This window comes from Pseudoalteromonas sp. P80D2 (assembly GCF_036680945.1).
GTDB lineage: Bacteria > Pseudomonadota > Gammaproteobacteria > Enterobacterales > Alteromonadaceae > Pseudoalteromonas > Pseudoalteromonas shioyasakiensis.
In genome coordinates, this window is sequence record NZ_JAZDAR010000018.1 from 75,281 (window position 1) to 89,858 (window position 14,578).

Consider the following 14,578-nt stretch of genomic DNA (forward strand, 5'->3'; position numbering starts at 1 on the left):
TAAAAATAACAATTAAATCGTTAAATGGAGTTAATCATGTCTCGATATCTCACTTTTGTGCTGGGACTAGCGTTATTTACGCTATCATTTACCAGCTTCGCTAAACCTGCAAAATTATCAGTAGAAGACTTTAGTAAAGGTAATGACTTTAGTCGTGTAACTATCTCCCCTGATGGCAACTACGTCGCAGCTATAAAAAAACACGAAGGTAAAAATTCACTCATCATTGTTGATACAACCAAGTTTGCAGTAACCCATGCGGTTGCTTTTCCGGGTAATGCACAGGTTGGCGAATACCATTGGGTTAACAATGAACGAGTTATTCTTGAAAAAGAGTATTTAAAAGGTTGGCAAGATACCCCTATTTATTATGGTGAGTTATTTGCCGTGAACGTCGATGGTAGCCGTGGCGCATACGTAATTGGTTATCATGGTGAACAGCAAACTGGTACTCGGTTAAAAAAACAAACACCAGTTCAAGGAACGTCATACCTTTTAGATCCCTTACTTCATGATGATAAAAAAGTTTTGGTTGTCACTTACCCGTGGACTGCAACCAATGAACCAACTACCGTTGTATATGAAGTCGATGTTTATCGCGGCCTTCGTACTTTAATTACTCGTTCACCAGCACCTATGGGTGAGTTTCTAACAGACCATGATGGTAACGTCCGTATCGCTGAATCGAGTGACGATTACCTCAATGCGACACTTCATGTTCGAGAGCCTGAGGGTGGCTTTTGGAAAGAGCTTGATTTAGAAGGTATTGATTACACCGATATTTCATTAAAGGCATTTGATAAATCAGGTGAGTCTGTATATGCCACTGCATCAAAGGGTGGTGAAGCTGAGAGCGTTATTAAAATTAACCTAAAAACCAAAGAAGTGACGAAAATCTTCCAAGATAAGCATGTGTCACCATCACATATTTGGGTTGATGAAGTTACTAAAGAGTTATTTGCAATAGAAACGGAGGCTGACTACCCAAGCTACTCTTTTGTTGATAGTAACTCAGTAAAGTCTCAGCGTCTTAAAGATATGTTAGGTGCATTGCCTGGTAGTCAAGTGCAGCTAGTCAGCAGTACAGAAGATGATTCAAAAAATATTATTTTCGCATCGAGCGATATAAACCCTGGGCAATATTATCTATATGACGCGAATACCAATAAATTACGAGCGTTATTCTCTGCGCGTGGCTGGATAAACCAAAAAGATATGGCGCAAACCACACCACTGCGTTTTAAAAGCCGCGATGGTTTAACAATTCTTGCTTATTTAACTGTGCCAAATGGCAAAGCTGAGAAAAACTTACCTTTAGTTGTTATGCCGCATGGTGGTCCTTACCAAGCAAGAGATTATTGGGGTTACGACCCTGAAGCGCAAATGCTAGCTAATAGAGGTATGGCAGTGCTAAAGGTGAATTTTCGTGGCTCACCAGGTTTTGGACAGAATTTTAGAGAAGCTGGCTATCGTCAGTGGGGACAAAATATTCAACACGACATTATTGATGGTGTGAAACTATTAATTAATGACGGCACAGTTGATAAAGATAATATTTGTATTATGGGAGCCAGCTTCGGTGGTTACTCAGCACTACAAAGCGCGATTATCGAGCCGGATATGTTCAAGTGTGCAATAGGCCTGATGGGGGTTTACGACTTGCCTCTTATGTATGAAGAAGGTGATACGCAAGCCCGAAGCTATGGTGTTAATTACCTTAAAACAGTGATTGGTACTGATGAAGCCGAGTTAAAAGCATTCTCACCTGCTTATAATGTCGATAAGCTAAAAGCACCTGTTCTTATTGTGCATGGTGGTGAAGACGAACGTGCGCCAATTGAGCAAGCAGAATCATTAGAAGCAGCGTTGAAAAAAGCTAAGCACCCATATGAAATCACTATTCTAGATGATGAAGGCCACGGTTTTTATAAAGAAGAGCACCGTACTCTTTACTATAAAAAAGTATTGGCTTTCTTAGATGAACATTTAAAGCTTTAAAAGAAAAGTGCCGGCGAGCAAGCTCGCCGGCAAGGATTTAGCACGGGAACGTAAGCGTGCTAGTGTGCAAGGTCTTCCTTCAAGTTATACAAACTCAAAAGATGATTCTTTCATCAGGCCGCGTAATCTCAAAAGCAGAGCAGGGAGAGTAACTCGGCTTTAAAAGAGTATAAATACTACGCCACTATAAAAATGTTATAACATAACAAGTTTAAAGTAAATAGTGAGAACCATATAATTAGGCTGGTTTCTTATGTGTGATATTTATGGGTAATAGATTATTGAGTATTCAATTTACTACAATCGTAACTCAAGCATAGCTCTGCGAGCTCAATCTTTGCTTTAGGATTCCCTTGTAAGGTAGCTTTGTTGAGCCAGTAAGCTGCTTTTTCGTTATTCACTTCTGTCCCTTGGCCATCACGATACATCTGACCCAAGTTTAATTGCCCCCATGCATAACCATCTTCCGCAGACAGAGTAAAACTTTTCAACGCTTCCTCGTATAAGCCATCTTTGAAGTAAGTAATCCCTTCTTGATTATGTTTATCGAGCTTAACGCCCGTATATAAAGGCTTAGGTCTAGGCGGGTGCATAACAAAACCACCAAATAAACTATAAAGCTCAGGTCGCATAATTTTATAAATGCTGCCCTCATCATAAAGCTGCTTTATTTGTGACTTACTGAAAGTCAGGGTTTTACTAGAAAAGTAATCATCTTGAACTAGCATGCTGGTACGCATGGCAATCTCGATGTCTTTATTGTATTTGTAAGTGTAGTTAGCAACTCTAAAAGTCATGTTCTTGTCATCGAATTCAACGAGCTGAGCTACTTTTAAGTTGTTAATACGTTTTGGTTTGCCAGTAAATTTATCTGAATAGACAAAATAGGTATCAAATAACTTTGGCTCGTTTAAGTAATTTTGCTCATTTTCAGTTTGTTTATTCGCACCGATTAATGCATTTGTTAATAGGTAAACGATAATGAACAGGCCAATAAAGTATTTTATAAACGACGCTAACTCTAAGGCGGGCAATGAATACCAAGGTGCAGGAGTAACATAGCCACAGTCATCACATTGTCTTTGATAATTAATAGAAAGTGGCATGATGGGCAAAATAGTAAAGCGCAAAACTTTACTGTGATTGCTTAAAGAATAATGTTCACTATGACAGTGAGGGCACGTTTTTTGTTTTTTATAGAAAACATCAGCTGCAGCAGTATTAAATAGAAGCATAGTTTCTTCCTGAAGGTTGCTATCAATAAACTAGAACAAATGCAGAGAGTTAGAAAGCAGCAAACTGTAAGCAAATATGAATTAAATATGCTGAACAGTGTTTTCGTTTAGAGAAACAGCACATTCTCTGCTATGATCCACAGCATCTTCGAGGATGTCCCTCAATTATCAAGTTTGGAATATTACTGTGACTGCTACTGCTTTTTCATCTTTGGCTTTGCCGCGAGAGTTAACCGATAACTTATCAACTTTAGGTTATACGCAAATGACGCCAGTGCAAGCGCAAAGTTTGCCAGTGATCTTGCAAGGCAAAGATATTATTGCCCAAGCCAAAACGGGGTCGGGTAAAACGGCTGCATTTAGTTTAGGTGTGCTGGCTAAGTTAAATGTGAAACGCTTTCGTATTCAGTCTCTCATTTTATGTCCAACCCGTGAGTTAGCAGAGCAGGTAGCTGAAGAAGTTCGTAAGCTTGCCCGTGGTATTCATAACATTAAAGTTTTAACTTTATGTGGCGGTGTCTCTATTGGTCCACAAATTGGCTCATTAGAGCATGGTGCGCATATCATCGTTGGTACTCCAGGTCGTGTTGATGACCATATTCGCAAAGGCACATTGCGCTTAGATGATGTCGAGACCTTGGTGTTAGACGAAGCTGATCAAATGCTAGACATGGGTTTTCAGGATACCCTTGATGCTATTGTTGAGTGTATTCCTAACCAACGCCAAACATTATTGTTCAGTGCGACTTATCCAAAATCAATAGCAGCGATTGCAGAGCGGGTGCTTAGCAACCCAGAAATGATTAAGGTAGAAGAAGAGCAAACAAAAAGCACAATTAAGCAATACTTTTACAAGCTAGATAATAACAAGCAGCGCTTTAATACATTGAAGCTGTTGTTATTGAAGTTCCAACCAGAAAGCTGTGTGGTTTTTTGTAACACCAAGGTTGAAACACAGCAGATTTGTGATGATCTTTATGCTGAAGGGTTTAGTGCGGTTGCCTTACACGGTGATTTAGATCAACGTGAACGTGAGCGTACTTTAATTCGCTTTGCTAATAAAAGCGCCTGTATTCTTGTTGCAACGGATGTTGCCGCACGCGGCTTAGATATCAACGATATGGATATGGTAGTGAATTACCACCTAGCGCATGACCCACAAACCCATGTGCACCGTGTTGGTCGTACTGGTCGAGCAGGTAAAAAGGGTATTGCATGTTCTATTTATGGTGAAGCTGAGCAATTTAAAGTGGCACAAATTGGCGACCACTACGAGCGCGACTTTGACCCTGAACCAATTCCGCCATTTAGCTTGCTAGAAAAACCCGCTTATAAGCCAGCCATGGCAACCATTATGATTGATGCTGGCAAGAAGCAAAAAATTCGTGCTGGTGATATTTTAGGTGCATTAACTGGTAAAGAGGGAATTGCCGGTCATCAGGTAGGTAAAATTAACGTACTTGATAATGTGGCCTTTATTGCTGTGGAGCGAGCTGCTGCAAAACCTGCATTACGTAAATTGACTGAAGGTAATATTAAAAAGCGCAAGATCCGTGCGCGACGTTTGAGCAGATAAATTGTTGAGTTATGAGCAGCTTGCTTTAAGTTGCTCATATTCGAGTTGTATTTTCTTAAACTCAATTGCACAGCCTTGGCGGTCTGGGTGGTGTTTTAGCGCCAGTTGTCGCCAACGCTTTTGTAACTGTTTTTCCGAAAAATCAGTAGGTAGCTGCCACGCTTTTAGTAATTGTAATAGCTGCTGCTGAGGTAATGAATGAATGGCTTTTTTTGAGCTAAATGATGAAAAGCGCTGCCAAAAATCAGTTAACAACGCACCTATTTCATCGCTCGTTGTATCAAAGTTTTGCCAATCTAAATAGTAATCCCGTAGTGGATCATGACTTTCTAATGCGTTACCCGTTTGCTTACTAACAAGTTCAATGTGAAGTGACGCAATCTGTAGCTGTTGCTCAGGTGCAAGTTGTGCTTGTAGTTGATAAAGACCATTCATAACTAAAAAGTTGCGTTTAAACAGATCTTTTTGTGGGTCATTGTCTAATTGCTCTATTTTTCCTGATTCACTAAGTGCGCTGGCAAGCGTATGAACCTTCCAAATAGGCTGTACCAAAAGAAGGTAAAAAATCTCATCAATCAGTGGGTTAACCATTGTTCGCAAGCCTATCTTTAGTGTAATCTACAGTGGTATACGCTATCACAGCTGCTTTTTTGAAACTACGCTAATGTTTTTAGATACTAGGGAATGCATTTAGCCGAGCTTAAATAACTTCATTTTCAGGCTAAGTTGATTTTAAGGGATTTCGCCATATGTTCACATCACTGCGTGTAAGCTTGCTCACTGCTTTATTGTTCAGCTGTAGTTTGTTTGGTTCGCAGTCTAGCTTTGCATCCACTTCGCTACTTGAGCAATTTAGCCAATCCGAGCAATGGCAAGAAAAGCAACAGCTTGCCAAAAAGCTGCTTAATCAAAATACAACAAATCAAGAACTAAGCCTCGATATATACATGCAGCTTGCCGACTTTGCGTTAGAGAGAGGTAATTTCTCTGCGGCGGTAAAAAACTACCAATTGGCAGAGCAAGTAACTAGTTTTACAGCAACGCCAAATCGCTATTTTCGTAGCCTAAAAATGCAAGGCGTCACTTATTATTATCAAGGCTTGATGCAACAAGCGGTGCTTGCTTATAGCAAGGCATTAAGCGTTGCAGAAAAACTACCAGAGCCAATTGCCGAAGCAAACTTACTCAGTAATATTGGCCTTGCTTACTTTGACATGTTCAATATGGATCAAGCACTTAAATATTACAAAGAAGCGAAAGAAATTTATGAAGAGCATGGTAGCGAGCAAGATAAAGCCGATATTTTACACAACATAGCGGGTATTTATATTCGTTTGTCGAGCTATGATATTGCGCTTGATATGTATCGAGAAACGCTAGAGATTTTCCAAAAATTAGGTGATGAAGATGGCGTTGCTCAGTCGTATGGCAATATGGGAGTGGCTTACTCAGAGCTTGGCCAGTATCAACTTTCTTTACACTACTATCAGCGTGCCTTGCGCTACTACCAAGAAACGAATAACGCTTACTTTCTCTCTTCACGCCACACTAATATCGCTAATGTGTATCTTCGCACCGGTGATTTAGAGCTTGCCTTAAGTCATGCAGAAAAAGCCGTTGAGTTTGCAAAAAAAATTGATAATAAAACATTAGAGCTGGCTGGCTTATTGTCACAAGCAAAAATCGAGTTATTACAAGGAAAGCTCACTGAAGCTGAGGCCACTCTGACTACCTCAGTTTTTATGGCTAAACAATATAAAGATGATTTGAGAGTACAAGACGGCGCCGGAATGATGGCCCTAATTAAGTCAGGTAAGGGTGACTATGCAGCAGCCGTTGCTAGTTTTGATGAGTTTGTTCGTGCTTTCAAAAGCGAGCAAAGCCTAAAATTATTAAAGTCTATGGGTGAGCTGCAAAGCCAAATCCAAGCAAGTCAGCTTAATCAAGAAATTGTTGAATTAAAGCAGCTACAGAATGTGCAAGAGCTCGAAATGTCTAAACAACGTCAGTTGGGCATTATGCTATTTATCTTGTTTGTGATGATAGTGGTGACGGGTATTACTATTTATCGCCGTAATATTGAAAAAGGGGCAAAAGAGCAACTTTCGTTAATGGTTGCTAAACGCACCAAAGAGCTTGAAGAAACCGCAGATCAACTACGCAGCGCTAATGAAATTAAAAGTCAGTTTTTAGCAAATATTAGCCATGAAATTCGTACACCTTTAACTGCAATCCTAGGCCAAACCGATAATCTTATGAATGGTTATTATAAACCAGAGCAGTTAAACGATGAGCTGGCTGTTATTCAAAAACAAAGCGATCACTTAAAAGAGCTGATTAATGACGTACTTGATATCAGTAAAATCGAAGCTAACAAGCTAGAGTTAAGCCTAAAGGAAGGTGATTTAGTTCGATTACTTACTGATGTTCATTCTATGCTTAGTGGTCAAGCTAAAGATAAAGGGCTTAACTTTTCATTTCATAATGAGCTTGGCGAACAGTTTTACAGTCAGCTCGACTTTACCCGCATTAAACAGATTCTTATCAACCTATGTGCCAATGCAATTAAGTTCACTAATCAAGGTGAAGTAGAGTTAAAAGTCTATAAAGTTGAGCAAGGCGTATGGTTTCGTGTAACTGACACCGGTATTGGTATGAACGCTGAGCAGCTTAAGCAAATCTTTGAATGTTTTAGACAAGGCGACAATAGCATCAGCCGTCGCTTTGGGGGCACCGGGCTTGGTTTAAGCCTATCGCAACAGCTTGCGATGATGATGGGCGGCTATATCAGTGTTGAAAGTGAGCTAAATAAAGGCAGCATATTTTCGTTTTACTTGCCGTGTAAAGAGCATACACCAAGCACGGAAACAGTTGAGCTTGCAAAGTATGTCCAGCCAGTAACAAAAGGCTTGTCTGGAAAAGTGCTACTTGCTGAAGATCATCCCGATAACCGCCGTTTAATTTCTCGTTATTTAGAGTCAATGGGCCTTGAGGTTATTGCGGTAGAAAATGGTGAGCAAGCTGTAGAGCATTGTCTAAAGGAATTCCCTGATGTGGTGCTGCTCGATATTCAAATGCCAGTGTTAGATGGCTTAAATGCACTCAAGCTACTACAAGAGTGTGGCTTTACCCAGCCTGTATATGCATTAACTGCCAATGCAATTAGCCACGAAATCGACAGTTACCTTGAAGCTGGTTTTACAGGTTACCTTGCTAAACCGATTGATAAAAAAGTGTTTTACACGCAACTTGCTAAGCATTGCAAAAAAGACAGTGCCACAACTAAGTCCCAGCATGATATGAGTGACTTAGTGGCAAGCTTTATCAATAGCTTTGAGCATGAAAGCGCATTAATACAACAGCACCTTGCAGCTTATGAATTGTTTAATTTACAGCAGGATGCTCACCGTATAGGTGGCGCGGCAAAAATGTTTGAGTTAGATGACGTTGCGATGAGTGCCATGGCACTTGAGTCGGCGTTAAAGCAAGATAAACTGACTGATTTAACAAGCTTAGTTGCTCAACTACTTGAGCAACTACATAATGCTTCGGTTGATCAAAACAGTTCAATATCACCGTCTTGAATTTTTTCAATTTCTTGATTGGTATCGAAGCGTGAGCGATCGATGCGCTGTTCGTGATCGGTTTCTGGTGGTGTAATATGAAACATCGAAAGCTTATCGTCTAAGGTATGGGCAAGGCGAACCAAGTCTTTACTCGATACAGCTTGTATTTGTGAACTTGAAAGTGCATCGGAATTGAGCTCAACCATTGCATCAATACTGGTTTGTGCTTCATCTGACATTTGGCTTTGCATCGCCACCTGCTCATGAACACTCTCAGAAAACGCATTAATTTCTAGCATCGCTTGTTCAATTTTATTGGTTTCTTTAGTTGATGCCTCAGATAGCTCAACCGTGCGCTCGGTTTCTTTCAGTGCGGTTTGCATTAATTGATATGCTTGCTCTGTACTGTGCTGAATTTTAGCTACCATCTCACGCACTTCTTGTGTTGATTTACTGGTGCGGGCAGCCAGGTTTCTTACTTCATCAGCGACTACCGCAAAGCCACGCCCTTGCTCGCCAGCACGCGCAGCTTCAATAGCAGCATTTAGCGCAAGTAAATTAGTTTGTTCGGCAATACTATTGATAACATCAATAACTGAGCCAATCGCATCACTATCTTGCTTAAGTAAAATAATCTGCTCACTCGTCAGGTTAATATTATCGGCAAGCTTGATAAGACTCGCCTGGCTTTTATCTGTGTCTAAACGGGTTTGTTGTACTGATTTGGTGGCATCAGATACTGAATTAAAAATTTGTTCTAAACTTTTATCTAGCTCTTTCGATACTTCAATGGTGCGGGTAATGGTATCTGCTAAATCAATACCATGAGCATCTTGTATGGTGGCTTTTTGAGTCATCGATGCATAGGTATCACGAAGTGCGTCAGCCATAGGTAATAAGCGGGCAGATGACGAGTATATTTCGCCAAGCATGTGCTCAACCATCGTCAGGCTTGCATTGAGGGCATGACAAGCTTGTGGTAATTGACGATCATTTTCGTCAAAACGGAAAGTGAAATCGATGCCCTTTTCAGAAGTAATCTGCTTAACAAAGTAGCTTAAATGATCTTGTTGCTTTTTATCCGTTGTATAAACAAAAGCAATCAAAGCTAGCCATGGAATGATTACAACAAGTGTAAGCACAGCCATAGCAGTAGTAGAAATATCAAATACAGTAAAACTAGCAATACAACTAAGTAAGCTTACTAAGAATAGAGCTACAGCTACTTTAATGCGAGTCATTGAGGGGGGTCCTTACCTTTTAATCCTATAATGTATAGAACAAATTTCTATTTATTACCAATAAACTTATTCTGTAAAAGTATAACTTTTAAAGTGTTATGTCCTCAGTTTTACGCAAAAAAAATGCCTGTATTAAACAGGCATTTTTTAAAAACTAGTAATAGTTACTGACGTTTCATTGAGTCAAAGAATTCATCATTGGTTTTGCTCATTGAAAGCTTATCAATTAAGAATTCCATGGCATCAATTTCTGACATCTCATGAACGATCTTACGTAAGATCCACATCTTCTGAAGTTCATCAGGTTTAGTGAGTAACTCTTCGCGACGCGTACCTGAGCGGTTAAAATCAATCGCTGGGAATACACGCTTTTCAGCAATCTTACGATTTAAGTGTAATTCCATGTTACCAGTACCTTTGAACTCTTCGTAGATAACTTCGTCCATCTTCGAACCAGTATCGATAAGAGCCGTTGCGATAATTGTTAAGCTACCGCCTTCTTCTACGTTACGAGCTGCACCAAAGAAACGCTTAGGTTTGTGTAATGCGTTTGCATCAACACCACCAGTTAATACCTTACCAGATGAAGGGATAACCGTATTGTAGGCACGGGCAAGACGTGTGATTGAATCAAGTAAGATAACCACGTCTTTTTTGTGCTCAACTAGGCGCTTCGCTTTTTCAATTACCATTTCAGCAACTTGAACGTGACGGCTTGCCGGCTCATCAAACGTTGATGCAATTACTTCACCTTTAACAAGACGCTGCATTTCTGTAACTTCTTCTGGACGTTCGTCGATTAGAAGAACCATAAGCTCACAATCAGGCTGGTTATAGCTGATTGATTGCGCAATGTTTTGCAGGAGCATCGTTTTACCCGCTTTTGGCGGAGCAACGATAAGCGCACGCTGGCCTTTACCAATTGGTGAAGCTAAATCAAGTACACGTGCTGTGATGTCTTCAGTACTACCGTTACCACGCTCCATACGTAAACGTTCGTTTGCGTGTAGTGGGGTAAGGTTTTCAAATAGGATTTTTGTGCGAGAATTTTCAGGTTTGTCGAAGTTTACTTCATTTACTTTTAATAGTGCGAAGTAACGTTCACCGTCTTTAGGTGGACGAATAAGGCCTGAAATTGAGTCACCAGTACGCATGCTGAATCGACGGATTTGACTCGGTGATACATAAATATCATCTGGACCGGCTAAGTAAGATGCTTCTGATGATCTTAAGAAACCAAAACCATCTTGTAAGATCTCTAGTACACCGCCGCCATAGATGTTTTCACCGCTTTTAGCGTGCGCTTTAAGGATGGCGAAAATAATGTCTTGTTTTCTTAAACGGGCTACGTTTTCGAGCCCCATGGACTCAGCTAAGTTTACAAGCTCTTTGATAGACTTGTCTTTTAATTCGCGTAAATGCATATTGGTGGGTTCTTTATTACAATTGTCATACTCAAAATCATCGTTTGATACATGAGTGAGGTTTGTTGGTATAACTAAGGATTAGTTGGCTTTATAAACTAGCAGGTCACTAGCAAGGCGTCCAGTCTTTAAACAAAATAAAGCTAAAAAAAGGGCAAAAAGCCCTTTTTTTATATTTTCATTAGATGTTGTTTTCTAAAAACTCTACTAATTGAGTTTTAGAAAGTGCACCAACTTTAGTTGCTGCAACTTGACCATCTTTGAAAAGGAGTAATGTAGGGATACCACGGATACCAAACTTTGGTGGTGTGCCTGCATTTTGGTCGATGTTAAGTTTACCAACGGTAACTCGGCCATCAAACTCGCCAGCTACTTCGTCAAGAATAGGGGCGATCATTTTACAAGGTCCGCACCATTCAGCCCAAAAATCAACAAGTACAGGTTTGTCTGATTGTAGTACGTCAGCTTCAAAGCTATCGTCAGTTAATTGAATAATTTTCTCGCTCATTGCGATCTCCGATTAGTTAGGCGAAATATTTAATGCGTATTTAAACACTCTTGTTTCTTATTGCAAGTTTAAACGTTATGCTTAAACGCTATGACTAAGACACATTTGACCGATAAAAAGTTTTCAGACTTTGCTATCGCACCGGAAGTGGTTGCCGGTTTAACCGAAAATGGGTTTGAATATTGCACACCCATTCAAGCGAAATGCCTACCTTTTATTTGTGAAGGCCGCGATATTGCGGGCCAAGCGCAAACAGGTACGGGCAAAACGTTGGCGTTTTTAACTGCCACGTGCCATCGGTTATTACAATCTAGCAAAGCATCTAGTAAACATCCAAGAGCCCTGATCATGGCCCCAACAAGGGAGCTGGCGATTCAGATACACAAAGATGCAAAAATTTTAGCGCCACACTGTAATCTTAACTTAGGATTAGTATATGGTGGCGAAGATTACGAAAAACAACGTGCACAACTAGAAAAAGGCGTTGATATTTTAATTGGTACTACTGGACGCCTTATCGATTTATACAAGCAGGGCTGTTATACCCTCAATGAAATCGAGGTTGTAGTACTTGATGAAGCAGATCGTATGTTCGATTTAGGCTTTATAAAAGATATTCGTTATATGTTTAGACGTATGCCAGAAACCTCTGAGCGACTAAACCTATTATTTTCTGCAACCTTGTCATATCGTGTGCAGGAATTAGCGTTTGAACATATGACTAACCCAGAGCACGTACAAGTTGAGCCTGATGTAAAAACAGGTAAGCGTATTCAAGAAGAGCTATTCCATCCATCACAAGATGACAAAATTAAGTTACTGTTAACTTTAATTGAAGAAGAATGGCCAGATAAAGCGATTGTGTTTGCAAATACGAAACACAGTTGTGAAAATGTTTATGCATGGATGAAAGCCGATGGTCACCGAGTTGGATTATTAACCGGTGATGTAAACCAGAAAAAGCGTCAATCAATTTTGGCTCAATTTACCAAAGGCGATTTAGACTTTTTAGTAGCAACAGACGTTGCAGCTCGTGGTTTACATATCCCAGAAGTAAGTCATGTATTTAATTTTGATTTGCCAGATGATTGTGAAGACTATGTACACCGTATTGGTCGTACCGGACGTGCTGGTGCATCAGGACACGCTATTAGCTTTGCCTGTGAACAGTATGCCTATAATCTCCACGAAATTGAGCAATATATAGAACACAGCATTCCATTATCACATTATGATAAAAGTGCATTGCTTGATGATTTAACTAAGCCTACTATTCAGAAAAAGCGGAACTATTCTACAGGCCCACGTAGTCGTAATAACAACGGACGTCGACCAAATAATAGTTACCAGAAATCACGGTCGTAATAAACGACCGTTGTTGAAGACTTAGTAGTAACTAGAGGTTTTTGAACGGTGGGGCAACTTCAACCGCAAAAAAATGTGTATGCAGTAATCGACTTAGGATCAAATAGCTTTCATATGCTGATCGCTAAATCGATTGCTGGCGGTCTACAAACGATCGGTCGAGTCAAACGTAAAGTAAGGCTTGCTGCAGGGCTTGATGAAAACAACGTCCTTAGCACTGAAGCCATGCAACGAGGTTGGGAATGCCTAGCCTTGTTTGCTGAACGTCTGCAAGACATACCACAGAAAAACATCACAATTGTTGCGACCGCAACTTTACGTCTTGCTAGCAATGCTGATGTATTCAAGCATAAAGCTGAACAGATCCTTGGTCATAAAATCAATGTTATCAGCGGTGAGCTAGAAGCTAAGACAATCTATAAAGGCGTGGCTCATACCTCAGCTTGCAGCGGTAAACAACTGGTTATCGATATTGGCGGAGCCAGTACTGAAGTTGTTATCGGTCAGGGCTTTGATGCACTGCATTATAAAAGCCTGCATATGGGCTGTGTTACCTTTCTAGAGCGCTACTTCAAAGATCAAAAGCTCAGTAATGAAAACTTTGCTGCTGCAATTAAAGCTGCAAGTGAAGTGGTTGCAGAAATTGTCGATGAATACCAAGCAACCGGATGGCAAATTGCGAGCGGCGCGTCAGGCACAGTACAAGCGATTCAAGAAATCATGGTTGCACAAAACCAAGATGAGCTTTTAACGCTTGATAAACTTCTCGCTATTAAAGAGCAATCAGTGCAATTTGAAACAATTGCTGATCTTGAGCTTCCAGGCTTGAGTGAAGAGCGTCGTCTAGTGTTTGTTTCTGGCCTCGCTATATTGATCGCCTTGTTTGAATCGTTAGATATAAAACAAATGGGTCTTGCTCGCGGTGCATTGCGTGAAGGTGTTTTATATAGCATGGTGCCAGAGCTTCATAACCACGACATTCGCAAGCGTACAGTTGATGGTTTAATGAATCGCTATCATGTAGATCAAAAACAGGCTTGTCGGGTTGCGCAACTTGCAGAGCAGTTGGCAAAAAGCGTGATGGGGCAATGGCAATCAATCGATGAAAATGCAATCGCATTACTAAGAACAGTAGCAAAATTGCACGAGATTGGCTTACTAATAGAGTACAAGCTTTATCATAAGCACACAGCTTACATTATAGAAAACACTGATATGCCAGGTTTCTCGCAATCTGAGCATAAATTAATTACCGCTGTTGCTTGTGAGCATCGCGCTGATCTAGTTAAAAACAGTTTTGCTCACTTGGGCTGTCATCAAGTACTCGCTGAATGCTTAACAAGGGTAGTGCGGATCGCTGTGATCTTATCAATGCGTCGCCAAGATGATGTACTACCAGCGATTGATCTCAGTGTTAATGAAAACACCCTCACACTGACATTTGATGGTGATTGGTTAAAATATCATCCATTAATGGCCAGTGAACTGCAACTAGAGTCCAAGCTACAAGCAAAAGTAGGTTGGAAGCTCATAGTAAAATAACGTTAAAAGGCCCTTTAGGGCCTTTTTTAGTGCTATTTTCACCCGTTTCGTTCGTATTTTGCGCGAACAGTCATTTTTTTCATAAAAACTTCAAAAAACAGTTGATCTCAATTCGGATCTCCC

10 protein-coding genes are annotated in these 14,578 nt (G+C 40.3%); 5 read left to right on the forward strand and 5 right to left on the reverse strand.

The window, feature by feature from the left end:
• Window positions 1-36 precede the first annotated feature (36 nt).
• A complete protein-coding gene (locus VRK28_RS02380; RefSeq protein ID WP_332393209.1) occupies window positions 37-1,998 on the forward strand; it encodes an alpha/beta hydrolase family protein in 1,962 nt (653 codons plus the stop codon).
• Window positions 1,999-2,276: 278 nt separating this feature from the next.
• Here the strand turns inward: VRK28_RS02380 and VRK28_RS02385 are convergent, their stop codons facing one another.
• On the reverse strand, window positions 2,277-3,233 hold the full coding sequence (locus tag VRK28_RS02385; RefSeq protein ID WP_063529732.1) for a tetratricopeptide repeat protein: 957 nt from the start codon (window positions 3,231-3,233) through the stop codon (window positions 2,277-2,279).
• A gap of 187 nt (window positions 3,234-3,420) precedes the next feature.
• On the opposite strand from VRK28_RS02385, the gene dbpA reads away from it, so the two are divergent.
• Window positions 3,421-4,809, forward strand: a complete 1,389-nt coding sequence (gene dbpA / locus VRK28_RS02390; RefSeq protein ID WP_332393210.1) for an ATP-dependent RNA helicase DbpA — start codon at window positions 3,421-3,423, stop codon at window positions 4,807-4,809.
• A 9-nt stretch (window positions 4,810-4,818) separates the two neighbouring features.
• Here dbpA and VRK28_RS02395 read toward each other — a convergent pair whose 3' ends face one another.
• Entirely contained in the window at window positions 4,819-5,400 is a 582-nt protein-coding gene (locus VRK28_RS02395) for a DNA-J related domain-containing protein (RefSeq protein WP_332393211.1), read from the reverse strand.
• Between the two features lie 158 nt (window positions 5,401-5,558).
• Between VRK28_RS02395 and VRK28_RS02400 the strand changes: the two genes are divergently transcribed.
• Window positions 5,559-8,393 (forward strand): tetratricopeptide repeat protein, encoded by a 2,835-nt coding sequence (locus tag VRK28_RS02400; protein ID WP_332393212.1) that lies wholly within the window; start codon window positions 5,559-5,561, stop codon window positions 8,391-8,393.
• On the opposite strand, the gene VRK28_RS02405 is transcribed toward VRK28_RS02400, so the two are convergent.
• From VRK28_RS02405 to trxA, 3 genes are all read right to left on the reverse strand, one after another.
• Window positions 8,366-9,616, reverse strand: coding sequence for a methyl-accepting chemotaxis protein (locus VRK28_RS02405; RefSeq protein ID WP_332393213.1), 1,251 nt, complete (start codon window positions 9,614-9,616; stop codon window positions 8,366-8,368). The genes VRK28_RS02400 and VRK28_RS02405 overlap by 28 nt on opposite strands.
• Before the next feature lie 164 nt (window positions 9,617-9,780).
• Window positions 9,781-11,040 carry a transcription termination factor Rho gene (gene rho / locus VRK28_RS02410; protein ID WP_062566226.1) on the reverse strand — a complete coding sequence of 420 codons (1,260 nt, stop codon included), beginning with the start codon at window positions 11,038-11,040 and terminating at the stop codon, window positions 9,781-9,783.
• Window positions 11,041-11,221: 181 nt separating this feature from the next.
• A complete protein-coding gene (gene trxA / locus VRK28_RS02415) occupies window positions 11,222-11,548 on the reverse strand; it encodes a thioredoxin TrxA (protein WP_054554679.1) in 327 nt (108 codons plus the stop codon).
• Between the two features lie 90 nt (window positions 11,549-11,638).
• Between trxA and rhlB the strand changes: the two genes are divergently transcribed.
• A complete protein-coding gene (rhlB, locus tag VRK28_RS02420; RefSeq protein ID WP_063529730.1) occupies window positions 11,639-12,913 on the forward strand; it encodes an ATP-dependent RNA helicase RhlB in 1,275 nt (424 codons plus the stop codon).
• A 48-nt stretch (window positions 12,914-12,961) separates the two neighbouring features.
• Window positions 12,962-14,455, forward strand: a complete 1,494-nt coding sequence (gene gppA, locus VRK28_RS02425) for a guanosine-5'-triphosphate,3'-diphosphate diphosphatase (RefSeq protein ID WP_175083174.1) — start codon at window positions 12,962-12,964, stop codon at window positions 14,453-14,455.
• Window positions 14,456-14,578 lie beyond the last annotated feature (123 nt).